Origin of the sequence: Longimicrobium sp., from assembly GCA_036389135.1 — a bacterium.
Classification (GTDB): Bacteria; Gemmatimonadota; Gemmatimonadetes; order Longimicrobiales; family Longimicrobiaceae; genus Longimicrobium.
Map to the genome: position 1 here is coordinate 18,392 of DASVQP010000041.1, position 24,736 is coordinate 43,127.

The 24,736-nt window shown below is 72.4% G+C and carries 17 protein-coding genes; 5 read left to right on the top strand and 12 right to left on the bottom strand.

Translation table 11 applies throughout. From position 1 onward, the window contains the following. Nucleotides 1–32: 32 nt before the first annotated feature. The 11 genes from VF584_10330 to VF584_10380 all read right to left on the bottom strand — a co-directional run bounded on the left by VF584_10330 (nucleotide 33) and on the right by VF584_10380 (nucleotide 14,865). Nucleotides 33–1,298 carry a vWA domain-containing protein gene (locus tag VF584_10330; GenBank protein ID HEX8210561.1) on the bottom strand — a complete coding sequence of 422 codons (1,266 nt, stop codon included), beginning with the start codon at nucleotides 1,296–1,298 and terminating at the stop codon, nucleotides 33–35. Beyond that, entirely contained in the window at nucleotides 1,295–2,416 is a 1,122-nt protein-coding gene (locus tag VF584_10335; GenBank protein ID HEX8210562.1) for an FHA domain-containing protein, read from the bottom strand. The genes VF584_10330 and VF584_10335 overlap by 4 nt, the downstream gene beginning before the upstream one ends. A 263-nt stretch (nucleotides 2,417–2,679) precedes the next feature. After that, nucleotides 2,680–3,861, bottom strand: coding sequence for an FHA domain-containing protein (locus VF584_10340; GenBank protein HEX8210563.1), 1,182 nt, complete (start codon nucleotides 3,859–3,861; stop codon nucleotides 2,680–2,682). Then, nucleotides 3,858–4,736 carry a serine/threonine-protein kinase gene (locus tag VF584_10345; GenBank protein HEX8210564.1) on the bottom strand — a complete coding sequence of 293 codons (879 nt, stop codon included), beginning with the start codon at nucleotides 4,734–4,736 and terminating at the stop codon, nucleotides 3,858–3,860. The genes VF584_10340 and VF584_10345 overlap by 4 nt, the downstream gene beginning before the upstream one ends. Next, nucleotides 4,733–5,812, bottom strand: a complete 1,080-nt coding sequence (locus tag VF584_10350; GenBank protein ID HEX8210565.1) for an FHA domain-containing protein — start codon at nucleotides 5,810–5,812, stop codon at nucleotides 4,733–4,735. The genes VF584_10345 and VF584_10350 overlap by 4 nt, the downstream gene beginning before the upstream one ends. Continuing rightward, nucleotides 5,809–8,421, bottom strand: a complete 2,613-nt coding sequence (locus VF584_10355; protein ID HEX8210566.1) for an AAA family ATPase — start codon at nucleotides 8,419–8,421, stop codon at nucleotides 5,809–5,811. The genes VF584_10350 and VF584_10355 overlap by 4 nt, the downstream gene beginning before the upstream one ends. A 2-nt stretch (nucleotides 8,422–8,423) precedes the next feature. After that, on the bottom strand, nucleotides 8,424–10,061 hold the full coding sequence (gene tssK / locus VF584_10360; GenBank protein ID HEX8210567.1) for a type VI secretion system baseplate subunit TssK: 1,638 nt from the start codon (nucleotides 10,059–10,061) through the stop codon (nucleotides 8,424–8,426). Between the two features lie 591 nt (nucleotides 10,062–10,652). Further along, on the bottom strand, nucleotides 10,653–11,555 hold the full coding sequence (locus tag VF584_10365; GenBank protein HEX8210568.1) for a PASTA domain-containing protein: 903 nt from the start codon (nucleotides 11,553–11,555) through the stop codon (nucleotides 10,653–10,655). 5 nt (nucleotides 11,556–11,560) lie between these two features. Then, the gene (locus tag VF584_10370) at nucleotides 11,561–13,282 is read right to left on the bottom strand and encodes a hypothetical protein (GenBank protein HEX8210569.1); all 1,722 of its coding nucleotides are present in this window, start codon (nucleotides 13,280–13,282) and stop codon (nucleotides 11,561–11,563) included. A 560-nt stretch (nucleotides 13,283–13,842) separates the two neighbouring features. Further along, nucleotides 13,843–14,049, bottom strand: a complete 207-nt coding sequence (locus tag VF584_10375) for a hypothetical protein (protein HEX8210570.1) — start codon at nucleotides 14,047–14,049, stop codon at nucleotides 13,843–13,845. A gap of 99 nt (nucleotides 14,050–14,148) precedes the next feature. Further along, nucleotides 14,149–14,865: a hypothetical protein gene (locus VF584_10380; protein ID HEX8210571.1), complete on the bottom strand. Its 717-nt coding sequence runs from the start codon at nucleotides 14,863–14,865 to the stop codon at nucleotides 14,149–14,151. A 160-nt stretch (nucleotides 14,866–15,025) separates the two neighbouring features. Here VF584_10380 and VF584_10385 point away from each other — a divergent pair, with 160 nt between their 5' ends. Next, a complete protein-coding gene (locus tag VF584_10385; GenBank protein HEX8210572.1) occupies nucleotides 15,026–15,682 on the top strand; it encodes a peptidylprolyl isomerase in 657 nt (218 codons plus the stop codon). 64 nt (nucleotides 15,683–15,746) lie between these two features. On the opposite strand, the gene VF584_10390 is transcribed toward VF584_10385, so the two are convergent. Continuing rightward, nucleotides 15,747–17,249: a Dyp-type peroxidase gene (locus tag VF584_10390; protein HEX8210573.1), complete on the bottom strand. Its 1,503-nt coding sequence runs from the start codon at nucleotides 17,247–17,249 to the stop codon at nucleotides 15,747–15,749. 444 nt (nucleotides 17,250–17,693) lie between these two features. On the opposite strand from VF584_10390, the gene VF584_10395 reads away from it, so the two are divergent. From VF584_10395 to VF584_10410, 4 genes are all read left to right on the top strand, one after another. Further along, nucleotides 17,694–19,127, top strand: a complete 1,434-nt coding sequence (locus VF584_10395) for a TolC family protein (protein ID HEX8210574.1) — start codon at nucleotides 17,694–17,696, stop codon at nucleotides 19,125–19,127. Nucleotides 19,128–19,138: 11 nt separating this feature from the next. Further along, entirely contained in the window at nucleotides 19,139–20,281 is a 1,143-nt protein-coding gene (locus VF584_10400) for an efflux RND transporter periplasmic adaptor subunit (GenBank protein ID HEX8210575.1), read from the top strand. 13 nt (nucleotides 20,282–20,294) lie between these two features. Further along, nucleotides 20,295–23,447: an efflux RND transporter permease subunit gene (locus tag VF584_10405; GenBank protein ID HEX8210576.1), complete on the top strand. Its 3,153-nt coding sequence runs from the start codon at nucleotides 20,295–20,297 to the stop codon at nucleotides 23,445–23,447. Between the two features lie 285 nt (nucleotides 23,448–23,732). Next, nucleotides 23,733–24,602, top strand: coding sequence for an alpha/beta hydrolase-fold protein (locus VF584_10410; protein ID HEX8210577.1), 870 nt, complete (start codon nucleotides 23,733–23,735; stop codon nucleotides 24,600–24,602). The last annotated feature ends 134 nt before the right edge of the window (nucleotides 24,603–24,736 follow it).

The window sequence follows — 24,736 nt, forward strand, 5'->3', positions numbered from 1 at the left end:
GGTGGCGCGATGGAGCTGCGGGGTCGGAGCGTTCATCCGCTCCGCACGACGATGCGGCGGGCCAGTGCTGCGGTGACGTCGCTCCGGCGGCGCGGGGGCGCCTCGCGTACTCCCGGGCGGATGCCGTCGCCCTCGGGTGCGCTCCGCGGCTGGGGCGCCGCGACGGCTGCGCGGCGCACGGGCCAGATCAGCGGCGGCACGATCCACCAGAGCACCGCCAGGAGCGTGGCCAGTGTCGCGAACACCGGCAGGGTACCGCCGGCCGACGACTCGTCCTGCATCGCCGCGAGGGTGGCGAGCGGGCGGGACGGGCTCGCCACTCCGGCAAAGGCGGGGAGCGCCATCAGCGGCGGCCTCCAGCGGGCGGTGTGCGGTGTGCCCGGGGTGCCGCGGACGGCGTGCTCCACGCGCACCTCCGCCTCGCCGCGTGCCAGGCGGGAGCGCGCATCGGCCGGTAGCACCGCCGTCACCTGCCGCGCGGAGGCGAGGGAGCCGCGCAGCTCGCCCAGCGTGCGGCCCAGGCGGACGGGATCGAAGGCGACGGTGTGCGGCGTTCCCATCGGCCCGGCAAGCGCGGCAAGCTCGCCCGCGTCCACGCCGTTGCCGATCCCCACCATCCACACCGGGACTCCGGCGCGGCGCACCGCGTCCACCGCCCGTTCGCGCCCCTCCGGCCCCGCCAGCAGCCCCGGCTCGTCGCCGGGGTGCCCGACGTCGTTGCGGCCGTCGGTGAGCACCAGAAGGACTCCCTGCGCTCCCATCGGCGCGGTTCGCAGGCGGGCGGCCAGCACTTCCGCGCCTGTGGCGACGGCGCTGTAGAGGCCGGTGTTCCCCGCGGGCGCCGGGAGGCGGTCCATTCCCGCTTCCGTCCCGGCGGGGGAGCCGAAGCGCGCCCGGCGGATTCCGGCCGTCACGTCGCGGCTGCCAAAGGGCGCCACCGCCACCTCGCTCCCGCCCAGCCCGCGCAGGAAGGCGCGGAGGGCGGAGCGCGTCTGCTGCATCCCCTCCCCGGCCATGCTCCCGCTGGCGTCAAAGAGCACCAGGAGGACGAGGGGGCGCGCGGCATCGGCCACCATGCGGACATCCACCTCGCGGAACGGGACCGCGCCCGCCGCGCCGCTCCACCGCGCCGAATCCCCCGTGCCCAGCGCCTGCGCCTCTGCACGCGTGAGGTCCACGCGCGTGCGGAAGCAGGGGACGGAGCGTCCGTCGGCGCAGCGGACCAGCTCCGGCTGCGCGGATGCGGGGCTCGACAGGGCTGCGAGCAACGCGAGGGTGCCCAATTGCGCGCGGGTCACGGGCGGGGCTCCCGCAGGCGCCGGAAGCGGAGGCGCACTCCATCCAGCTCCACCGTGTCGCCGTTGCGCAGGTCGTGCGGGCCCTGGAGGGGCTGGCCGGCCACCCGCACCGGCGCATCGCCGGGGGTGAGCTGGCAGCGGCCGGAGTCGCAGCGGAGGACGGCGGCACCGGGGAGCGCGACCGGGCGTCCGTCTTCCAGCGCCCACTCGCGGATGTGAAAGAGTGTCATCCGTCCCCCTTCGTCGCCGTCGGTGCCGAGGACCGCCTGTGCCCGCCGAAGCGCGGGGGTGTGCAGTCCGCTTCCGAGTGCCGCGCCCACCACCGCGAAGGCCAGCGCATGCCAGAACTCCGTCGGTCCCGGGGCGGTGAAGAGGAGGGCTCCCGCCGCTCCAGCCGCGGTGCCGAACGAGGCGCCGTCCAGCGCCCTCCGCGCACGGCTCGTTTCCAGCAGCCCCAGCGCCCCGCCAACTCCTGCGGCTACCATCGCCCACAGGACCGCCCTTAGGAGTAGATACCCCGGATCGAGCACCCCGCCGAGCACGGTTCCCATCATCGCGCCAACTCCGCCACCCACTGCACCCACCGCCGCTCCGCTGGCCGCGCCGAGCCACATGCGCGCTCCTTTTCGCACCGCCCCAGCCGTCCGCACGCCCACCCCAATGCCGGCGCCGAGGAGCGCGGCGGCGGCCAGGTCCAGAGTGCGGTAGCTGGTGAGCCAGGGGCCCAGGTCGGTGAGCATGGACGTGACGAGCCAGCCGAGCAGCGCGCCCGCCGCGCCGGCGAGTGGGGCGGCGTAGGTGGAGCGCGGGAAGTACGGGGCGATCGGCGGCTCGGGCGCGGCGGCGGGGGCGCGGGACGGACGCGGGCGCATGCGCAGCTCCAGCGGCCCGTCCGGTGTGACGCCGAGCGCTTCGGGGGAGCGGTCCAGCTCCAGATCGGCGCCGTTCCAGTAGACGCCCAGCTCGTCGCGTGGGCCGCCGCTCAGCAGCAGGCCGCGCTGGCGCATCTCCTCCAGGATCTGATGCACCTGCGGCCCCAGCGACCGTTCGGGATCGAGCGTGAAGCGGAGGCGTTTGGGACCCTCGGCTGTGGCGAATTCGACGAAGTAGGCGGGCATAATGTTGCTCGTGGGTTGGTCGTCGGGCGGCGGGAGCGCATCGGGGCCCGGCACGCCGGGGCGAACACCGGCGGATGGGATCTGTGCGAGACGCGGGATTCGGCCCGGGTGCTCACCGGGGGATGAATCCCCCGGCTGGAATCACGGGAAGCCGGCTGAAGGCGGCTCGAGAAACGCGGCATTAGACCCGGAGTCCGCGCAGCGGACTTTGTATGGTTCCAGCGGCGAATTCACTCGCTCCGGGAACCGGGCCAACTAACCGCTCACCGAACCGTCCAGCGGTCCCGCCGGTTGGGGAAGCGGTCGACGTGGAGGTGGAGGCCGGTGCCGGCGCGGTCGGAGAGGCCGGCGGCGCGGGCGCTGCGGATCTGGGCACGGAGGATGGCGTCGTCCGAGAAGTCCTTCACGCGGATGCCCTCCTCTCGCATCGCCGCGATGGCGAAGCCGACCTGCTCGCGCGACAGGTCGCGGACGCGCAGGTCCAGCGCGCTGCCGGCGCCGTAGAGCGAGAGGTGCTCGGCGTGGTCGCGGCCGGTGACGACCAGCGGGCGGCCAAAGCGTACACTGAAGCGCTGCTGCACGCGGGCGAAGCGCTCCGCGAACTGCTCCGGGCTCATGGCGCCGCGCATGGCTGGGCGCGGGGCCGCCGGCGAACGCGGGGCGGCAGCGTAGCGCCCGGGGACGCGGATGCGCTTTGCGCGGTAGATCTCTGCAATGGCGCTCTCAAGCGCCGCGACGCTGCGCCGCACCGCGCGGTCGTTGCGCAGGCGGCTGGTCTCGAGAGTGTTGAGGGCGCGCGCGAACTCCTTGAGCGCCGGGTCCGCGAGGCCCATCTCCAGCAGCGAGGTGCCGCGCTCGATGTGCTCGTAGGCTGTCAGGGTGAGCGCGTCGAAGTACTCGGCGTCCTCTTCGGAGAGGGGACGCGCGGCGGAGCCGGCCCGGAACGCCCTCACCAGCAGCGCGCCGGAGCCGACCACGAGGAGGAGCGCGGCCACGATGGCGAACTTCGCAAGCGGACTCAGCAGTCCGCTCCCGCCGCGGCGACGAAACCGTCTGGCGATGCGCTCGCGCAGGGTGGGGCCGCGGGCGGGCGGCGGCGCGGGCTCGGGGGCGAGCGCCGGGGCCGTGCGTGGGGCGACACGCTCGCCCGTGGCGAAGCGGTACGAGGCGCCGGGGACCAGCTCGACCACGTCGCCGGGGCGGAGGCGCACCTCGGCGGCGATGGGTGAGCCGTTCACGCGCGGCGCGGGTTGGACTGCGCGGACGGGGACGAGCCAGATGCCGTCCTCGCGCTCCAGCAGGGCGACGTGGCGATCCGCGACGCCGGGGAGGTGCAGGCGCAGGCCGCACCCGGCGCCGGTGCCCACCCAGAAGGGGGAGGCGTTGAGCGGAGCTTCGCTGCCGCGCGTCGGCGCGAGCGGGACCAGGCGGGGGCGCGTCGTCATGCGGGCAGGGCAAAGATCCGGGCCAGCAGCAGCGCGGCGGCGATGCAGGCTGCGGCGAGTGCACGGATGACCATCGTGCTCCGCATTGCCTCGCGTGCGCGGCGTGCGAACTCCGCGGCGGAGGCGGGGCGATCCTCCGGGATTGGACGCAGCGCCCCCATGACGAGCGCTTCGAGGGCGGGCGGAAGGCGGGCTCCGCGTGCCGATGGCGCAAGGGGCGCTTCGTGGCGGATGCGGGATGCGAACGCCTCGTCGTCCTCATCCGGCAGCGGCTCCCAGGGGAGGCGGGCGGTCAGCAGCTCGTACAGCACCACGCCGAGCGCGTACACGTCGGCGGCGGGATGTGCGGATGTTGCGGGGGCAGTCCACTGCTCGGGGGCGGCGTAGGGCGGCGTTCCGACGCGCAGCTCTTCCCACCCGTCGCCCAGCGTGCCGCACGAGCCGATGCGGGCGGCCACGCCGAAGTCCGCCAGGCGCAGCTCGCCGTGCGCGGTAAAGAGCACGTTCGACGGCTTCACGTCGCGATGCACGATGCCGCGCGCGTGGAGGTGCGCCAGCGCGTCCGCGAGCTGGGCGACGATGCGCACGGCCTCGGCGGGCGGGAGCGCGCCGGATATGCGCAGGCGGTCCGCGAGAGAGCCGCCAGACGCGTACTCCAGCACGATCCCCGGTGGCTCGGCGATGGTCCCGCGCAGGGCGATGACGCCACTGTCCCCTGCGGCTTTCAGGAGCTCGGCTTCGGCGCGGAGGCGGGCGGCGGCGCAGTCGTCGTCGGTCGCGAGGTGCTTCAGGACGAGCGGATGCCCCGCGCGGTCGCGCAGCATGACGACGCGGGTCGCGCCGCGATCGGCCAGAACGCGCCAGGCGACGGTCATGTGCGGAGGAACTTGATGCGCGCCGACTCGGCGAGGACGAACTCGTCCCCGTCTCGCAGCACGTGGTGCTCGCCGCGGTCGAGGCGGCGGTCATTGAGGCGCGTGCCGTTGAGCGACGAATCCAGGAGGAAGTAGTCGCGGCCCTTGCGGACGATGGCGCAGTGGAAGCGCGACACGGCCGCGTTGGCGTCGCTCACCACCACGTCGTTCCTGTCGCCGTCGCCCGCGCCCTCGGCGGCGCCGATGCGCAGCAGGTCGCGCGTGATGGGGACGAGCTTTCCGCGGCCCACCCCGTCCACGACTTTGACCAGCGCGCGCGCCTGGTCGCCCGCGGCCTGCGCCTCCTGTTTGCGCGTGTGGTACACGCGGCGCGCCCACGCGCCCAGCACGAAGGCGAGCCCCAGGAGACCGACCGAGCCGTACATCACCCGCCGGCGCAGCTCGGACGCGCGGCGGACGTCGCGCAGCATGTCCATCAGCGAGTTGGCGCGCGGATCGTCCGGATGCTGGCGGAGGACGTCGTTGAGGATCCCTTCCGCGCCGTTGAGGTCACGGGCGTACAGGGCGCGCTCCGCCATGCGCAGCCGGTCGCGCTTCTCGGTGAGCTCCTTGTCGCGCGCTTCCTTGCTGGTGCGGTCCGTCTCCTCCTTGAGGCGCGCGGCGTCGAGCCCCTTCTGCGCCTGCTCGTGGCCGAGCCGCGCCTCCACGTCGGCGGGGTCGATCAGCATCACCATCTTCCAACGCTCCATCCGGTCCTCCGCGTCGCGGACGGTGGTGGCGGGGGTGAGCGATGCGTCGCGGGCCAGCTTCAGGAGGCGCGCCTTGTCTTCCTGCTGGAGCGGCGTGAGGCCCTGCGGCTGCACGGGCTGCGGCGCCGGCTGGACGACGGTGGGCGCGGCCTGCACGGGTGCCTGCGCGGGCGGCGCCTGCTGCGCGGCGGGCGGCTGCGCGGGCCACTGCGGGTGCACCTGCGCGGGCGGCGGCTCCGGCTTGCGGCGGCGCCAGGGAAAGGGGAACTGCGCCTCCGCCGCGGAGGGCAGGAGGAGGAGCAGGAAGGCCAGCGTCCGGACGTTCACGCGGATGCCTCCGCGAGCGGCGCCTCTTCCGTCACCGCGAGGATGCGCCCCGCCTCGGCGGCGACCTCCTCCAGCGGGCCGGCGAGGATCACGACGTCACCGCCGTCGCGCAGCAGGCGGACCTCGGCGCCGGGGGTGACGTCGCCCGCGATGATCATCCGCGACAGGTCGGAGAGGACGACGCGCTCGATGGTGCGCTCGACGGGGCGGGCGCCGTACGCGGGATCGTAGGCCAGCTCCGCGAGCAGGGCGACGGCGGCGTCGTCCGCGGCGAGGGCGGCGCCGTGGTGCTCGCGAAGCCGCGCGGCGACGCCGTCCAGGTGCATGCGGACGATGCGCTGCAGCGTGTCCATCTCGAGCGAGTCGAAGGGGATCACGCCGCCGATGCGGTTGAAGAGCTCGGGGCGGAGCGACGACTGCACGGCCTGCAGGATGATGCGCTTGCGCTCGTCCGCGTCGTCGGTGGCGGCGTTGGCCTCGCGCACGCCCAGGTTGGAGGTGAGGAGGACGATGGTGTGCGTGAAATCGCAGAAGCGGCCCTGCGCGTCGGTCAGGCGCCCCTCGTCCAGCACGCCCAGCAGGATGTCGATGACCTCCGGGTGCGCCTTCTCGATCTCGTCGAAGAGGACGACGGAGTGCGGCGAGCGGCGCACCTGCTCGGTGAGGTAGCCGCCCTGCTCGGAGCCCACCAGCCCCGGCCGCGAGCCGATCAGTCCCGAGACGGAGTGCGAGTCCTTGTATTCCGCCATGTCGATGCGGATCAGCGCGCCGTCGTCGTCAAAGAGCGCGGCGGCGAGCGCCTTGGCTAGCTCCGTCTTCCCGACGCCGGTGGGCCCCACGAAGAGAAACGACGCAGGCTTCTGCTTGCGGCGCAGCTCGCCGCGCATGCGGCGCGCGGCGTCGGCCACGGCGAGCACGGCGTCGCGCTGCCCCACGACGCGGGCGCCGAGGCGGTCTTCCAGGTGAAGGAGTCGCTCGCGCTCGCTCTCCATCATCCGCGCGACGGGGATGCGGGCGCGGCGCGCGACGACCTCCGCCACGTCCGCGGGGCCAACTTCGCGCGAGACGAGCGTCCCCGCGGCGGCGTGGCGGGCTTCCAGGTCGGTCTTCTGCTCCAGCAGGTACTTCAGCGTGCCGTAGCGGAGCTCGGCGGCGCGGGCCACGTCGCCGCGCGCGACGGCCACGTCCAGCTCCGCGCGCGCGGTGGCGGCGGCCGAGCGCGTGGCGGCGAGCGCGGTGGCGGTCTCACGCTCTTCGTGCCAGCGCGCGGCGAGGGCGTCCAACTCCGCGGTGCGGTTGGCGATCTCGTGCGCCAGGGCGGGCGCGTCGGCTTCGGAGGCGGTTTCCAGGCGGCGGCGCAGGCGGGCCAGGTCGCGGTCGCGGGTGTCGATCTCCTCCGGGCGCGACTCGGTCTGCATGCGGATGCGCGCGGCGGCCTCGTCCAGCACGTCGAACGCCTTGTCGGGGAAGAAGCGGTCGCGCAGGTGGCGGCGCGCCAGGCGGACGGTGGCGTCCAGCGCGGCGCCGGTGATGGTGACGCCGTGGTGCGACTCGTAGTGGCCGCGCGCGCCGCGCAGCATCGCCAGCATCGATTCGTCGTCCGGCTCGTCCACGGGGATGCGCTCGAAGCGGCGCGCCAGGGCACCGTCGCGCTCGATCCGTTCGCGGTACTCGTCGTGGGTCGTGGCGCCGATGCAGCGCAGCTCGCCGCGCGAGAGGGCGGGCTTCAGCAGGTTCGCGGCGTCCATCCCCCCCGCCCCGCCCCCCGCGCCCACCAGCGTGTGCAGCTCGTCCAGGAAGAGGACGACGTCGCGCGCCTCCCGCGCCTCGTCAACGACGGCCTTGAGGCGCTCTTCGAACTCGCCTCGGTACTTGGCGCCGGCCACGAGCCCCGCCAGGTCCAGCGCCAGGAGCCGCGTGCCGCGCAGAGAATCCGGCACGTCGCCGGCGGCGATGCGCTGGGCGAGGCCCTCCACGATCGCCGTTTTGCCGGTGCCGGGATCGCCTACCAGCACGGGGTTGTTCTTGGTGCGGCGCAGGAGTGTCTGCGCCAGGCTGCGCGTTTCCGCGTCGCGCCCGACGACGGGCGGAAGCTTCCCCTCGCGCGCCGCGGCGGTCAGGTCGCGTGAGAAGCGCCCGAGGGCGCCTGTGGGGATGACGTCGCCCCCGGCGGGCTGCATGAACTCGGGGGAGTCGAGCGCGGCGGCGATGCGCTCCGGCGTCCACCCGCTGTCGCGCAGCGGCGCGGCGAGGGGGCCGTCGGCGGCGGCGTGGGCCACTTCCAGCGGCCCCACGGTGTGGCCGCCGCGCCGGTCCGCCAGCGCGTAGGCGGAGTCGAGCAGGTCGCGGAGGGCGCGCCCGGCGATGGGCTGCCGCCCCGGCTCCAGCCTCACGCCGTCCGCGCCGGCGGAGGCGCGCTCCACGGCGTTGCGGGCGGCCGCGGCGTTCAGGGCCAGGCGCGGCGCCAGGTGCCCGAGCGCGCCGCCCGCATCCAGCAGCGTCGCCAGCAGGTGCGCGGGCTGGATGTACGCGCTCCCGGCGCGGGCCGCGACGCCCCGCGCTCCCTCCAGCGCGGCGGAGAGGTCCATCGACAGTCGGTTCAGGTCCATGGTCACGGCCTGGAGCGGCGCAGCTTGATGCGCGGCGCGCGAAAGGTGGGCTCGGCCTCGTCTACGAGATCGGGGCCGGCGGGGAGGAGGACGGGCGCGGGCGCTTCGACGGGGACGGCGGGCGGTGCGGCGATGGTCTCGGCGGCCAGCCCCAGGCGGCGCTGAAAGAGGACGGCGCCGCGCACGCGGTGGCCCGGGTGCACCGTCACCTGGAGCCCCGAGAGCGTGGCGATCTCGGGCGGAGTGTCGAAGTTGACGGCGAAGTTGCGCTGGCCGGCGACCTCGCAGTACGCCGTGCGCGAGATCGGCCTGCCGGGGCCGGAGGCGGAGTTGACGCGCAGGTCCACCCACAGCTCCTCGCCCACCTGCCAGCTGGAGATCCCCTGCGGATCGCCCAGCAGCACCACGCGGTACTCGTGGCGCCCGGTGAGCGACATCTGCGAGAAGACGAAGGTGAGCAGGTCGCCCTCGCGCTGCGGGTGTCCCGGCGTGGCGACGGCCATGTAGAAGTGGTCGCCGTCGCGGTCCAGCAGGAAGCGGAGCGAGTCCACCGAGCGGTTGACGCGGTAGTCGACGTACTTCCCTTCCAGCGCCTGACACAGGTCGGCCAGTCTCACCAGTGTGGCGTCCGCGCGCGCCACCGACTCGCGCAGGTCCGCGCGCGGCGAGATCTGGCGCTGGGCCGCGAGGGAGTTGCGCTCTTCCTCCAGCAGCACGGCGTACGACGCGTCGGTGCCGGCCAGCGTGGTGAAGAAGAGCTGCGTGGCGGCCGAGAGGTCGAGCGCGAGCGCCACGCGGCGGCCGGCGCGGTCGATCTCGCGAAAGAGGCGCGCGGGGGCGAGGGCGGGGTCCATCGTCTCGTACGCGCAGCCGTCCAGCGCGAGAACCGCGCGCTCCACGAAGGCGAGCACGTCCAGGTCGGTGCGCGTGTCCACGCCGCGCCGCGCCACCTGGTCCACGTAGCGCGCCACCATGCGGTGGAGCTGCGCGAACCTGCCGGAGAGGTGCACCACCTCCGCGTGGATGCGCGCCCACGCCGAATACAGCGCGGAGTGCGCCGCCACGCTGACGCACGGGGGGATGAAGGCGCCGTCCACCTCGAAGTGCAGCGTCTCGGCCGCGCGGCGGATGCGGCCCACGACGAGCGAGCTGACCGCCTCGTCCGCCTCGGCGCCCAGGAGGAGCTGGACGCACGGGCGGCGGGCGGCGGCCTGGTTGGGGTTGGCGGCGTCGCGCCCGATGCTCTCCGGGTCCGCCTCGCGCTCGCCGGTGACGTTCAGGTAGACGAGGAGCTCGGTGGCGCCGGCCAGCTCGCCGCGCGCGAAGTCGCCGCTCACCACGCTGCCGCGGTCCACCTCCACCGGCTCGCCGTCCGGCGTGATGCCGCGCGCCTGCACCACGGAGACGCGCACGGTGGCGCCGTCGTCGCTGACTTCCACGTGCGGGTCGCAGGTGCCGAGGACGCGGTGCGCGCCGTCCACCCGCACGCCGCCCCCCACCAGCCCGCTCCCCGGCGTGCAGTAGCGGAGGAGCCACCCGAAGGTGCCCTCCACGAAGTCGTCCTGCCGCCGGAAGTGGTCGGGGGTCAGCAGCATCCCCGTGGTCCAGTTGACCGACTTCAGCCCGTCGCGCACGCTCACACCCCCTCGCGTCTCGTGTCGTCCCCCCGACGTGGAGGGCCTACAAACGAGATACCCCGGATCCGCGCGTCGGGCGGTTCCGGGGTATTTCGGTTCGAGCTGTGGCTCCTCGGTGGCGCTCAAACGGAAGTGCTGAGTCCTGAGCGACTGCGGCGAACCACCAACTTCCTGAACGAAGCGCTGCGCCGCGCCTTGGCCTTCGCAGGCATGTGGCGCGGAGTGAAGGAGACGGGCTCAGGCCACCGCACCGCCCCGTCCCATGTTCGGATGCAAATACGCGGACTTGCCTCTGGTACCATTTCGACAGAAGTCTCGTGCAATCTCAAAGGATCAAGGTGTCACGCAAAGGCGCTAAGACGCGAAGGAATGACACGGAAGTTCTTTCTTTGCGCCTTCGCGCCTTCGCGTGAGACCATTTCTTTCGATGCACACGGATTCGCAAGAAACGGCATGATCACGTAGATCCGCTCGCAAAACCTGCCGAACATTGGATGGATCCAAGTGCGCGGCAGCGCCCGTCTCCTTCACTCCGCGCCAGAGATCCGTTCAGGGCAGGTACAGTGAGGCGCTCCGTTCAGGAAGTGGATGGGTCTATGGACGGGGTGAGGACGCGCACACAGATCCGCCGAGGTAGCAGTTCACGCCGAGGACAGGTGGCTCGTGGCCGTCGCCGAGGCGGGAGCCGGTGCGGGGGTCGCCAACCGTCCATCGCTCCTCCACATGGGAGAGGTGCGTGGGGAGGACCAGGCGGTAGAGAGCGTCCCGCTGCGCGCGGCGCGAGGGGCTGGTGTGCTCCAGGTAAGCGGAAAGCGGGATGGGGCCGACGCGTACTTCGAGGGCGGACTCGTCTGCCATCGGGCCGGCGAGAACCGTGTCTACACCCAGCCGCGCGTTCTCGCCGCCGAGGCGAGTCGCTGCTCCACTGCCAGCTTGCGAGGGGGCGCTGACGATGCGGACCTCGGCAACGGGGAGGTCGAAGACGACCGCGAGGGCGAGGGGGACGGCTTCGGGGCGGCCGGCGACGCGGTGGAGCGTGGGGAGGAGGCGCGCGACGGAGTACCAGAGCGCGCGCGGCCAAGCGGCGGCGGAGAGGCCAAAGATCTCCTCGATCCAGCGCAGCGCGGCTACCGGATCGTCGCGGCGCAGCGCCAGGAAGCCGCCCGCGCGGCGGATGAAGATCCCCAGCTTGAGGACGGGGTTGTCCGCGAGAGCGAGGAGGCGGTCCGTGCGCAGCTCGTCGTCGGGGGCGTCGCGCAGGGGGAATGGCAGCGTGTCCAGCGCCCCCGCCCCGCCCACTGCCAGCACCACGCGCGTGCGGCCGGTGATGGCGGTGCCGGGCGCGGGGTCCTGCCGCGCCACCACCCCCGCCGCCCACCCGGGGCCGGCGCTCTCCACCACGATCCGCTCCGCGTCCACGCCGAGGTGGAGGAGCGAGGCGACGGCGGCATCCACCCGCTGGCGGATGCCGCGTCGGGGGCGGCAGAGATCCGGCATCACGCTCATCGGTCGCCCCAGCCGAGCTCGACGGCCACGCGCACCTGCTGGCCCAGGATGGCGCGCTCCTGAAGGTGGCGCTGGAGCTGGCTGCGCAGGCGGATCACCTCGGCTTCGGGGTCCGCGAAGTCGGCGGGGTCCACGAAGGCGGTGACGACTTCGACGCGGCGGAGGGCTCCATCGTGCAGCTCGGAGCCGCCCTCGACGCGGACGGAGCGCACGCGCGGCTCAAAGGCGCGCGTCGCCACCTCCACGTCGGCCGCGGTCACCACGCGCTCGCGGGTGCGCAGGAGCTCGGCGAAGCGGGTGCGGGCGGGGGCGAACGGGGGCGGGGCGCATCCACCGCGCGTCACCGTGAGGTTGGTGACCTGCGCGGTGGCGTTGGAGAGCGAGGAGCCGATGCGGCGCAGGTCGCCGCCCTCCATCCCATTGGCGCGGTCCGCGTCGCAGAAGAGGAGGCGCGCCATCGCGTAGCCGTCCATGCGCCCGGTGGGTCCGCGCGCGGGCCTGAACTCCAGCTCGCCCGCGCGATAGCGGTAGCGCCCGTGCGTGAGCGGCGCCGTCACCTCGGACTCCTCGGCGTACGGCGTCCCCGCCTCGCCGATGACGCTGAGGATGCCCATGACGTGACGGTCGGCGTGGCCCTCGGGCGCGAGCGTGACCACGCGGGCGGCGCGGTCGAAGAGGACCTGCTCGTTCCACACCTCCACGTTGGAGGCGGTGACGCAGTTGACGACCACGCGCTGCACCGCGTCCGCCACTCCCTCCACGCCGGCGGGAAGCGGGACGCGCACCCACGCCAGCGGCTCGTCGAGCGCGGCGGCGTGGCCCTCGGGGAGGAGGCGGCGCGCGGCGTCGTCCATCCCCGCGGGCATGGTGCAGAGCGCGCGGCGCTCGGGCGGGACGTGGGGGAAGATCCAGAGCTGCCCACCGTACACGCCGTCGTCCAGGCGCAGCACGCGCGACAGGGCGTCGTCCGGGGCGTCGTCGGGAGCGGGATCATCGAGCCACGACAGGCGCTGCACCCCACCGCGACCGGGTCGCCCGCGCAGCATCCCCTCCTCCCACACGCACCCGGCGTCATCCAGGAGCTGCCAAGGGCTGCGCGCCAGCGCCGCGGCGACGGCGGGGCTGTCGGCCGAGATGTCGACGTACAGGCCCATGCCGCCCAGGTGCTGCGCGTCGGCCCGGAAGGCGAGGTAGAGCGCGGGCGGGCTCTCCCAGGCGGCGAGCGAGGTGCTGCCCGGCGGCACGGGCGGGCCGCCGGGAACGCGCGCGCCCGGGACCGCGTGGAGGCGTCCGTCCTCGAACACCGCGGCGAAGACGAGCTGCGTCGGCGCGATCTCGATCGACTCGTCCGGCGCGAAGCCGACCTGCTCGCCGGTGCGCGCGGCGCCGAACAGCTCCGTCTCCGGCGTGATCCGCTCGCGCTGGTCGATGCGCGTGAAGTGCACGACGGTCTGGGCGGGGTGGGCGAGGCGAGGCGGCATCCCCAGCACCCCCACCAGGTCGTCCAGTACCGTGGCCGGGAAGACGCTCTCCGCCTCGTCGTACACGCGCGCGATCTGCACCGAAAGCGTGTGGAAGAGCGTGGCGAGTACGGGATCGGGGCGCGACTGGGTGCCGTAGTGGGTGTACAGCGTTCGGTCGAACTCGCGGCGCAGCTCGCTGTTGATCTCGGATGCCGAGCGCACGGTCTGGCCGAGCACCTTGGCGGGGGTGTCCATCGTGTTGGCTCGGGGCGGGTGGGCGCACGGGTACAGGAGGAGATACCCCGGATCGCGTGCGGCGGGGGCCCTCACCCCCGCTCGTTCCTCGCTGCCGCAGGTTTTACCCGTAGGGGCGCGATTTATCGCGCCCACCCTTCGCCTGCCTTGACCGTCGTCCTACACACCCATCCCGTAGGGGCAGACCTGCGTGTCTGCCCGCCCTTGCCCTGCCCTCGACCTTTTGCGGTGCGCGCGGATGTCGTAGGGGCGGCGCCGCACGGCCGCCCGTGGCTTGGGAATGCGCCACGAGGTACATCGCTACTGATGCGGTTCGTGATCGACACCTCGAGCTTGCCGCGCGGGAGGCGAGCAGCGGGGCCAGCGCATTCGCACTCCCGTCGGAGGATGGATCGGCTCGGGATCAAAGGTGCGCGGAAGCAGCTCCGGCTCCTCGGCCGCCAGGTAGGCCAGCATCGCCACGAGCGCGGCATTTCGGCGCAAATCGCCGAAAACGATTTTGTCGTACGTATCCCGGCTGGTGTGCCAGGTGTAGGCTTGGTAGCCCCAGCTCCGCGAGCTCAGGTTGAAGGCAGGCACCCCGCGCAAACGAACGACGCGTCGTCCGTGTTGGCGATGCTCGGCAGGCCGGGGTCCGCCAGACGGATCTCCGACGAGAAAGTCCCTGGAACAACAGACAGCCACCGCCGGAAGTACGGCCCCACCTCGGTGAACCCCTCCATGGAGATCCCCTCGACGCGCCCGGTACCGCTGTCCTGGTTCAGCACGTGCCCCCAGCAATCTCGGGGGGCGAGTTGAACTCGCGGCAACAAAAGCACAAAGTCCGCCTGCGCGGACTCGGGGAGTGGATCGGTGTGGGCGGCGGGTTACGGTGTGGCGGCTGGGGGCGCGGGCGGGGAAAGCGTGGGGGCGCTCTTCACGTAGGCGAGGACGATCAGGAGAATGGCGATGACGCCGGCGATGCCCAGGAGGCGCTTGAGCCAGTTGGGGCGCGGCGCGGGGTCGGAGAGCGGGAGGGCCGGGGCGGGTGAGACGGCGGCAAGCTCGGCGGGGATGTGGGCGGGGCGCGGCGTCGGGGCGTCGGCGGAGGGGGCGAGCCAGGTGGCGGTCAGGGAGCAGGCGTCGTCTTCCTCGTCCTCGGCCTGGAGGGCGAGGGCGACGAGGCGGCCGCCATCCAGCTCACGGGCGAAGTAGACGGTGCCGGCGGCGCCGTCCATCGCGCCGAGGACGTCGTACTCGCCTACGCTGGCGCTGCGCACCTCAGCCAGGAGGACCTCGCGGGCTTCGGGGGTGTCGGGGAAGTCGTCGCCGACGATGCGGGCGCCGCACGAGGGGCAGGCGTCCGTCCACACCGCGAGCGGGGCGTGGCACCCAGCGCAGCTGCTTCCACCGGTGGGGACGGATGCGTCCAGGCGGGAAAGGATGCGCAGCTCGTCGCCGATCAGCGAGAGCGCGACCAGGGTGCCCGTGTCGCGCTCGCGGGCGAGGAAGCCGGGGCGAGCCTCGTCCGCGCCGAGCTGGCCCACGACCTGGTAGGCGTCGCCGGTCGCTTCCTCGATCTGCCGGATGAGCTCGTCGTGCATGGTGTGGATCGCCGCCGGATGTTGCCGCAAAGAGGGTGGGGGAAAGCTCGCCTCCGCCGCCGGGGCCGTCAACACGCCGGGCCGCAGCACGGGGATTGCGGCGCGTGCCAGAGCCGCGGGAGATCGCGGGGCTCGTCCATACACGCCGGAGATCGGGATCATGCTGCACAAAGGCGTTCGCGGGTGCTGGATGGGGCTGATGATGCTTATGGCTGCCGGCGGGTGCGCCAAAACGCCGGCGCTCCTCCGCCAGGCGCAGGTGGAGGGGCGGGCTCCCGAGGTGTTCCGCGTGCGCTTCGAGACGAGCCGCGGGCCGTTTGTGGTGGAGGCGCAGCGGAGCTGGTCGCCCGCGGGCGCCGACCGGTTCCACTACCTGGTGCGCAACGGGTTCTACGCCGAGAACCGCTTCTTCCGTGTCGTCAACGGGTTCATGGTGCAGTTCGGGATCAGCGGCGATCCGGCGGTGTCGGCCGCGTGGAGCGAGCGCTTCATCCGCGACGAGCCGGTGCTGCACGGCAACGAGCGCGGCACCGTGACCTTTGCCACCGCGGGCCCCGACGCGCGCGGCACGCAGCTCTTCATCAACTACGCGGACAACCGCTCCCTCGACGGGCAGGGATTCACGCCCATCGGACGGGTGGTGGAGGGGATGGCGGTGGTGGACAGCCTCTTCGCGGGCTACGGCGAAGGCCCGCCGATGGGACCCCGCGGCCCCGACCAGCGCCGCATCGTCAGCGAGGGAAACGAGTACCTGAAGCGCGAGTTCCCCAGGCTGGACTACATCACGTCGGCGCGCATCGTGGCCGTACGCCGGTAAGACAAAACGGGGGAGCGGCCTCTGGACCGAGGCCGCTCTCCTTCAGCGTCCGCCGGTGCCAGCGTCAGGCCAGCCCCGTCAGGAAGGGGATGGACGGCGCGAAGAAGAACTCGCCGCCCTTCATCCGCACGAAGTTCTCGAAGCGGAAGGAAGTATTGGCGGGCGAACCGTAGTCGCTGGACCACCGTTGCTCGACGCCCGGAGGGGAAGACGGCTGTCCCATCACCGGATCGATGCCGGTGTCCTGCCGCAAGAAGTTCGCGGCGTTGCACCAGTCGCGCTGCATGAACGCGAACTGCGCCCGGATGCTGGCCTGAAAGCACATGAAGAGCAGCCCCACGTTCTTGGAGGGCAGCTCTTCGATCGCCTGGAACGTGCTCGGGTGCTTGTTGCGCTCGCCGTACGGCATTCCCCGGCGCGTGATGCGGCGGCTGCGCTCCGCCTCCTCCGGGGCGCCGAACTCGCGCACCACGTCGCCGCGCGGGTTCGCCTTGCGGATGTGGGCGTGGAATGGGCAGCGGGTGCCGTCCGCATCCGCGGCGTAGTCGAAGTCGTTCTCCTTCGCGGGGCGGAACCCGTCCGTCTTGGAAAGGGTGACGGGGGTGCCGTCTTCGAAGCGGCCCACCGCGAGGGCGCCGGCGCGCTCCCGCTCCTCGCCCTCGAAGCCGAGCGCGTCCGCCAGCTCCTGTTCGCGCAGCTTGAAGTGCAGCACGTCCTGCTCCAGCTTCCGGAACACCATGAAGCTGCCGAAGCAGCCCGGGGCATCCTCGGCGCCGGGGTCCGGCACCAGGACGCGCCGCAGCGGCTCGAAGGGGTCCCACTTGCGGATCCCCCCACCGCCGGACTCCGCCACCCGCCTCCCCCGCGAGTCGAACTCGAAGTCGCTGCGCAGGTACAGCGGCTGGCTGCGTCCGTCCACGTAGCCGAAGTGCTCGATCCCCTCGTCGTCCTCGTTGCGCAGCGCGTCGCCGCGCTCGGCCGCCCGCACGGTGCAGTGCACGGCGATGTCGTTCATCGCGCGCCGGGCCTCGCGCAGCAGGTAGCCCGCGTCGTCGTCCGCCAGCAGGAGCATCGCGTCGATGTCCTTGCGGTATCCCGGGTCCCAGCTTTCCACCGGCGGGTCTGCGAAGTCCTCCACGGCGTGCTCCTTCATCCCCGTGGCGAACGACGAGTGGATGTCCCCCTCCGGCTCCTCGTGGAAGAGCGATTGGGGGTCCAGCCCCAGGCGCCGATAGCCGCTGGCCGTGATGAGGAGGTTGCCGAAGAGGCCTCCGGGCACCCGGAACGCGCGGTAGTCCATCGTCTCGCGGTGCTGGCGCAGCGCGGAGGTCACGTACCGGCGCGCGAGGTCGGCCAGCGTCTGCCGCGCCGCGCCGATGTCGTCGCGGAAGGAGAAGAAGATGTAGACGCCGTGCTCTCGCCCGTGCCCCTTGAGGATGTTCCCCTGCAGGTTCCCGAGGACCGGGTGAAGCTTCTCATCCGTTTCGTCGAGCGGAGCCTTGTTGTCCAGATCCAGCGTCGCCGCACGCACCCCGCGTTTCACCTGCGCACTTTTCACCTTGGGCATGGCTAACCTCTCGGCGTATGATATGGGTGTCGGCCCGCTGAATCCCGTCGGGAGCGGGATGCCGCCGTGCGCGGCCGTAGGAATGGAGGGACACGGCACCCCATATTTCCTCCGTGGACGCCCTCCGTCAATATTTTGGGCCTGATGTGGGGAGCGGCTTCGCGGGGGACCTTCATCCCTGGCCCTCGATCCGTCTTCCCTTTTCTCCGTGTGAGGCCGCAGTTGCAGCTCCTCTGCGTCTCCGCGCCTCCGCGTGAGCCCAGCAGTTGCGGTTCTACCCAACGCTCCGGCCGCGCCGGCTGTATCCACCCCCGGCACCCGCCGTTGCGCTTGTCCGTGCCCGGGAGTGCGGGTAAATTAGCACCTCACACCACGCAGAACGTTCGAGCGGATCGAGGCGGGAAGCTCCGCCGCACCGCCTGGCACGTCATAGAAGAAGGGACGATGCACCGACCCCGGTTCGCCGCGCGCATGGCCGCGCTGGCACTCTTAGCCTGCGCGGCACCGGCCGCAGCGCAGGACACGCTCTCGCTTTCCCTTCCCGATGCCGTGCAGCGCGCCCAGGCGGGCGACGAGGTGCAGCTCGCCAGCCAGCGCCTGAACGCGGCCACCGCGGCGGCGGGGGCGGCGGGGGCGGGACGGTACCCGCAGCTTCGCCTCAACACGACGTTCAACCACGTCTACGAGAACGCGCGCGCGCAGGCGGTGGGGCAGATCTTCAACCAGCCCAACAGCTATGGCGCAAACCTGAACCTGGCCGTGCCGCTCTACCAGGGCGGGCGGGCCACGCAGGGGCAGCGCGCCGCCAACCGCCTGCGCGAAGCCGCCGGCGCCGAGGTGGAGACCGCCCGCGCCGACGTGTCGCTGCAGGTGCTGGCGGCGTACCTCTCGGGCCTGCTGGGCGACCGGCTGGTGGCGATCCAGGACAGCAACCTGGTGCTGGCCGATGCGCGGCTGCGGCAGGTGGAGCAGTTCGAGCGCTCGGGGCGCGTGGCGCGCTACGACGTGCTGCGCGCGCGGGTGGAGCGCGCCAACCTGGTGCCGCTCGCCATCCAGGCCCGCGGCAACCGAGAGCTGGCGCTGCTGGAGCTGCGCCGCCTTACCGACATCCCGCAGGACCAGCCGCTGCGCCTGGTGACGCCGCTCACCGCGGAGATGGCGCGCGCGCTGGCGGACGCCGTCGGGCGTGACGCATCGGCGGCGGACAGCGCGTGGCTGACGGAGCTGCCGGCCATGCGCGCCGCGCGGCTGCGGGTGGAGGCGGGGCGCGCCACGGCGCGGGCCGCGTCGTCCGGCTACCTGCCGACCGTGCAGCTCAACCTGCTCAACGGCTACCAGGCCTTCCCCGCCACCTTCCAGCCGCCGCTCCGGGGTGGCGCGCTGGAGACGATCGACTGCCCGGCGGGCTCGGCCGACGGGCGGGTGTGCACGCAGCAGAACGGCGGCTGGTTCAGCGACCGGTCGATGGGGCTGACGCTGAGCTGGCCCGTGTTCGACGGCTTCCGCACGAGGTCTGACGTGCGGCAGGCGCGCGCGCAGGCGCAGATCGCCGAGGTGCAGGCGCAGCAGACGCGCGAGGCGGCGCTGGTGGAGGCGGGACGGGCGCGCACCGAGCTGGCCACCGCCCGCGCAACCTTTGAGGCGGGCCGCCAGACGGTGGCCGAGGCCGAGGAGGCGTTCCGGCTGGCCACCCTGCGCTACGCACGCGGGCTGGGGACGCAGCTGGAGATCTCCGACGCGCAGCTGGCGCTGCTGACGGCGCGCACCAACGAGGCACGCGCCGCGCACCAGCTTTACCTGGCGGCCGCCGGGGTGGCCCGCGCGCTGGGCCGGCCGGTTCCCTTCCCCGGCGCGGCGCTTTCCGCCCCCAACCCATGATGAGCTCGTCGATGACTCTGCAGACCGTTCGCTCCTCCCTCGTGCTGGCCGCCGCGCTGCTGGCCGCCGGCTGCTCCAGCGACGCCGGCGCCCGTGAGGCCGGCAAGGGCGGGGGCGCCGGAGGGCCCGGGGGCGGCGGCCCCAGCGTGACGCTGGCCGCCACCGACGTGGCTTCGCCGCGGCGCACGCCCATCGAGGACGCCATCCCCGTGACCGGCAACCTGCAGCCGCTGGAGCGGGCCGAGGTGCGCTCGCGGCTGGAGGGCGACCTCACCGGCGTGTACGTGCGCGAGGGCGAGCCGGTGCGGCAGGGGCAGATGCTGGCGCGGTTCGAGGCGAGCGAGCAGGCCGGCTCCGCCCGCAGCGCCGGCGCCGACGTGGCCGCCGCGCGCAGCGAGCTGAGCACCGCGCAGTGGAACCTGGACCAGTCGCGAGAGCTGTACCGGCAGGGCGCCGTTCCCGAGCGCGACGTGCGCGTGGCGGAACAGACGGTGGCCGGGGCCCGCGCCCGCGTGGCCGCCGCCGCCGCGCGGCTGGGCACCACCCGCAGCGAGGTGGGCGACACCCGCGTGCTGGCGCCCACCAGCGGCATCATCGAGAAGCGCAACGCCAACCCGGGCGAGCACGTCGCCCGCGGCGCGGCGCTCTTCACCATCGTGCGCGGCGACGTGCTGGAGCTGGCCGCCGCCGTGCCGGAGCGGAGCGCGGCGGGGGTGCGGGCCGGGCAGACCGTGCGCTTCACCGCCGATGCGCGCCAGTTCACCGGCCGCGTGGCCCGCGTGGGTCCGTCGGTGGACCCCGGATCGCGCGCGGTGACGGTGTACGTGCAGATCCCCAACCCGGACGGGGCGCTCAAGGTGGGGACCTTCGCCAGCGGGCGCATCGTGTCGCGCGTGGTGGAGGATGCCATGGTGCTCCCGGCCGCCGCCATCCGCGAGGCGCGCGAGGGGGGCAAGCCCTTCGTCTACCGCGTGGTGGACGGCAAGATCGACGTGGCCGAGGTCACGCCGGGGCTGGCCGACGAGGCGCAGGGGCTGGTGCAGGTGAGCGGGCTCAGCGAGGGCGACAAGGTGGTCGTCGGCAACGTGGGGGTGCTGGGGAAGGGGATGAAGGTGCGGATGGCCGGCGAGGGCCGGCCCCGCGGCGGGAGCTGAGGGGGAGACGACGATGTTCCTTTCCGACGTATCGATCCGGCGGCCGGTATTCGCCACCATGATGATGGTGACGCTGGTGGTGCTCGGCATCATCGGCTACCAGCGCCTGGCCATCGACGAGTACCCCGACATCACCTACCCCGTGGTGGTTGCGCAGACCTCCTACCCTGGCGCGTCGCCGGGGGTGATGGAGCGCGAGGTGACGCGCCCCATCGAAGAGGCGCTGAACACCGTGCAGGGGATCCAGGAGATCACCTCCACCTCCGCCGAGGGGAGCTCGCTGGTGCGCGTGCAGCTCCAGCTGGGCGTGGACGTGATGGCCGCGCAGCAGGAGGTGCAGTCCAAGGTGGCGCGCATCCGCCGGCAGCTCCCCGAGGACATCCAGGACCCCGTCATCATCCGCTTCGACCCCAACGAGCGGCCGATCATGTCGATCGCGGTCCAGAGCACGGACCGCCCCATGCGCGAGCTCACCGACCTTGCGGACGAGGTGATCTCCACCCGCCTGGAGTCGATCCCGGGCGTGGGCGGCGTGAACCTGGTGGGCGGCACGGACCGCCAGATCCGCGTGCAGCTGGACCCGGCGGCGATGAGCTCGTACGGCATCGCGCCGCCGCAGGTGGTGCAGGCGCTGCAGCGCGAGAACCAGGAGGTCCCCGCCGGCCGCGTGCGCCGCGGCGACCAGGAGCGGCTGGTGCGCATCACCGGCCGCGTGGAGGACCCGCGCACCTTCCGCGACATCACCGTGGCCGTGCGCGACGGCGTGCCCGTGCGGCTGGGCGACGTGGGGAGCGTGGTGGACGGCACCGCCGAGGCGCGCAGCGCGTCGTTCCTCAACGACGGCCGCGCGCTCTCCGTGGAGATCCTGAAGGTGAGCGGCACCAACACGGTGGACGTGGCCGAGCGGGTGCGCGAGCAGATCGCGGAGCTCGAGCGCCAGCTTCCCACCGACGTCAAGATGACGGTGGTGAGCGACGACTCGCGCCGCATCCGCGCCTCGCTGGAGTCGGTGCAGCACGAGCTGATCCTGGGCGCCATTCTCTGCATCGCCATCATCTACCTGTTCCTGAACTCCTGGCGCTCCACCATCATCACGGGGCTGGCGCTGCCCATCTCCATCATCTCGGCGTACTTCGGGATGTGGATGTTCGGCTTCACCATGAACACCATGACGCTGCTGGCGCTCTCGCTCGCCATCGGCCTGCTGATCGACGACGCCATCGTGGTGCGGGAAAACATCGTGCGCCACGTGGAGATGGGTAAGGACCATCACACCGCGGCGCGCGAGGGGACCAGCGAGATCGGGCTGGCCGTCTTCTCCACCACGCTGGCGGTGGTCGCCGTGTTCATCCCCGTGGCCTTCATGGGCGGGCAGATCGGGCTGATCTTCTTCCAGTTCGGCGTGGTGGTGGCGTTCGCGGTGATGGTTTCGCTCTTCGTCTCCTTTACGCTCGACCCCATGCTCTCCAGCGTGTGGCCAGATCCGGAGGTGGAGAACAAGGGGCGGCGCGGCAACTTCATCCAGCGCGGCGCGCGGCGCTTCAACGACTGGTTCGAGCGCGTGGCGGACCGCTATCCGCGCTGGCTGGCGTGGGGGCTCGACCACCGGAAGACGGTGGTGGGCGTGGCGGCGGCTTCCATCGTGGGATCGATGCTCATCATCCCCACCCTGGGCTTCACCTGGGTGCCGGACTTCGACGGCGGCGAGTTCAACGTGAACTTCCGCGTGGCGCCGGGGTCGCGGCTGGAGTACACGGTGGACAAGGGGCACACGGTGGCTCGCCTCCTCCGCAAGCAGCCGGAGGTGGAGTTCACGTACATGTCCATCGGCGGCGGCTTCCGCGGCTCGCCCAACAGCGGGCGCGTCTTCGTGAAGCTCAAGGACAAGGGAGACCGGTCGCGCACGCAGCAGGAGATCCAGGAGCAGCTTCGCGGGATGCTGCGCGGCATCCCGGGGGTGCGCGCCAACATCACGGGCACGCCCACCATCTTCGGCGGCTTCCGCCAGCCGATCCAGGTGAACGTGCAGGGCCCGGAGCAGGAGCGCCTGAAGCTGGCGGCCGAGCAGGTGATGGAGGTCCTGGGGGCCGTCCCCGGCGTGGCGGAGCCCACCTCCAGCGAGGAGGGTGAGATCCCGCAGCTGGACGTGGACGTGGACCGCGAGCAGGCGTGGGCGGCGGGGGTGGGGATCGGCTCCATCGCGTCGACGCTCCAGCCGCTCTTCACCGGCCAGCGCGCCACCACCTGGGAAGACGAGCAGGGCTACACGCACGACGTGGTGGTCGTCTACCCGGACTCGGTGCGCACTTCGGCGGGCGACGTGGCGAACATCGTGGTGCCCAGCAGCAACATCGACCCCGGCACGGGCCGTCCCGCGATGATCCCGCTCTCGCAGGTCGCCACCGTGCGGCCGGGGGTGGGTCCACAGCAGATCGAGCGCTCCTCGCTGGAGCGGCAGATCTCGCTCTCCGCCGGCGTCGTACCCGGCTACGGCACGGGCGACGTGGCGGCGGCGGCCAAGGAAGCCATCGCCAACGCGGGCCTTCCCAGCGGCTACCGCGCCGTCTTCCGCGGCGACGCGCAGAGCCTGGACGAGACCAAGGGCTTCGTGCTGGCGGCGCTGGGGATGGCGGTGATCTTCATCTACCTGATCCTGGCCTCGCTCTTCGGCTCGTTCCTGCAGCCGCTGGCCATCATGCTCTCGCTGCCGCTCTCCTTCATCGGCGTGGCGCTGGCGCTCCTGCTCACCGGGGGGAACCTCAACGTCTTCACCATGATCGGCATCATCATGCTGATGGGGCTGGTGACCAAGAACGGCATCCTGCTGGTGGACTTCGCCAACCAGCAGCGCGAGGAGGGGATGGAGCGGCGCGAGGCGCTGCTTACTTCCGCGCGCATCCGCCTGCGCCCCATCATCATGACGACGGTGGCGATGATCTTTGGCATGGTGCCGCTGGCGCTCGCCCTGGGCGAGGGCGCCGAGCAGCGCGCCCCCATGGGCCGCGCCGTCATCGGCGGCCTCATCACCTCCACCGTGCTGACGCTGTTCGTGGTGCCGGTGGTGTACACGATGCTGGACGACTTCGTGGGGCTGTTCAAGCGGCGCACGGCGCCCGTGTCGCACGTGCCGCCAGCGCGCAGGCCGGAGGCGGCGGCGGCGGACTGAAGGGGGCGCGGGCCCCCTCCCCCGCTCGTCACCTCGCGGCCCCTCCCCCAATAACTACTTGGGGGAGGGGCGTTTGCGTTTGCCCGATGCGGCACCGGTCCCGTAGGGGCTGCGATTTATCGCGCCCACGGGCCGCGTTGCTCGGAGGCTGGCTGGGTTCACCGCCGCCGCCGTGTAGCCGCCGCGGGGTGAACAGGCGTATATTCGCGGCTCGTGGTAAGAAGGGGGAACGGTTCATGAAGGGCGGTCCCCACCCGCCTGACCAGATGATGACGGAGAGGACGATTGAGCACGGAAACGCTGATGCACGAAGAAGCCGCCGCTCCCGCGCGGGCGTGGCAGAACTACCCGTCGCAGGACGACGGGGCGGAGCACACCGTCGTGGGGACGGTGAAGAAGCTGGAGGGACTCTACAGCCCCCAGCTCGACAACCGGCGCGACGTGCTGGTGTACCTTCCGCCCTCGTACGGCACGGACACGGAGCGGCGCTACCCCGTGCTCTACATGCACGACGGGCAGAACCTATTCGACCGGGCGACGTCGTTCGGGGCTGAGTGGGAGGTGGACCAGACGCTGGAGGCGGCCAGCGAGGACGGGCTGGAGGCGATCGTCGTGGGGCTCCTCAACCTGGGCGACGCGCGGCTGGACGAGTACTCCCCCTGGCCGGACGAGAAGCACGCCAAGGGCGGCCGCGGCGACCTGTACCTGGACTTCATCGTGCAGACGGTGAAGCCCATCATCGACGCCGACTTCCGCACCCGTCCCGACCGCCGCAGCACGGGGATCGCCGGCTCCTCCATGGGCGGGCTGATCTCCCTCTACGGCTTCTTTCGGAACCACGACACCTTTGGCTTCTGCGGCGTCATGAGCCCCGCTCTCTGGTACGGCGGGCGCAAGATCTACGAGTTCGTAGAAAAGGCCCCCTTCGTCCCCGGCCGCGTGTACGTGGACGTGGGGACGCAGGAGGGGAAGCAGGAGCTCACCGACGTGCGCCAGCTCAAGGAGCTCCTCACCAAAAAGGGCTACCGCCGCGGCTCCGACCTCCTGTACGTGGTGGAGATGGGCGGCGCCCACAACGAGGAAGCCTGGGCACGCCGGATGCGCCGCGAGCTGCACTTCCTGCTGGGCGTGCCGCCGAAGAAGCTGCTGCGGTAGAGGCCCACAGGCCCTCACCCCCGCTCGTCAACTCGCTGCCCCCTCTCCCAAACTGCTGGGAGAGGGGGCGATTGCATGGATTCGCGCGGAAAACGGCTTTTCGTTACCTCTCTCTGTCCCTCTGTGTCTCTGTG

Coding starts and splice junctions, on each gene's coding strand:
- VF584_10335 (HEX8210562.1), bottom strand. CDS start 2,416: ATGCCCGCCTACTTCGTCGAATTCGCCACAGCCGAGGGTCCCAAACGC.
- VF584_10340 (HEX8210563.1), bottom strand. CDS start 3,861: ATGACGACGCGCCCCCGCCTGGTCCCGCTCGCGCCGACGCGCGGCAGC.
- VF584_10345 (HEX8210564.1), bottom strand. CDS start 4,736: ATGACCGTCGCCTGGCGCGTTCTGGCCGATCGCGGCGCGACCCGCGTC.
- VF584_10355 (HEX8210566.1), bottom strand. CDS start 8,421: ATGGACCTGAACCGACTGTCGATGGACCTCTCCGCCGCGCTGGAGGGA.
- VF584_10365 (HEX8210568.1), bottom strand. CDS start 11,555: ATGCCGGATCTCTGCCGCCCCCGACGCGGCATCCGCCAGCGGGTGGAT.
- VF584_10370 (HEX8210569.1), bottom strand. CDS start 13,282: ATGGACACCCCCGCCAAGGTGCTCGGCCAGACCGTGCGCTCGGCATCC.
- VF584_10380 (HEX8210571.1), bottom strand. CDS start 14,865: ATGCACGACGAGCTCATCCGGCAGATCGAGGAAGCGACCGGCGACGCC.
- VF584_10385 (HEX8210572.1), top strand. CDS start 15,026: ATGCTGCACAAAGGCGTTCGCGGGTGCTGGATGGGGCTGATGATGCTT.
- VF584_10390 (HEX8210573.1), bottom strand. CDS start 17,249: ATGCCCAAGGTGAAAAGTGCGCAGGTGAAACGCGGGGTGCGTGCGGCG.
- VF584_10395 (HEX8210574.1), top strand. CDS start 17,694: ATGCACCGACCCCGGTTCGCCGCGCGCATGGCCGCGCTGGCACTCTTA.
- VF584_10400 (HEX8210575.1), top strand. CDS start 19,139: ATGACTCTGCAGACCGTTCGCTCCTCCCTCGTGCTGGCCGCCGCGCTG.
- VF584_10405 (HEX8210576.1), top strand. CDS start 20,295: ATGTTCCTTTCCGACGTATCGATCCGGCGGCCGGTATTCGCCACCATG.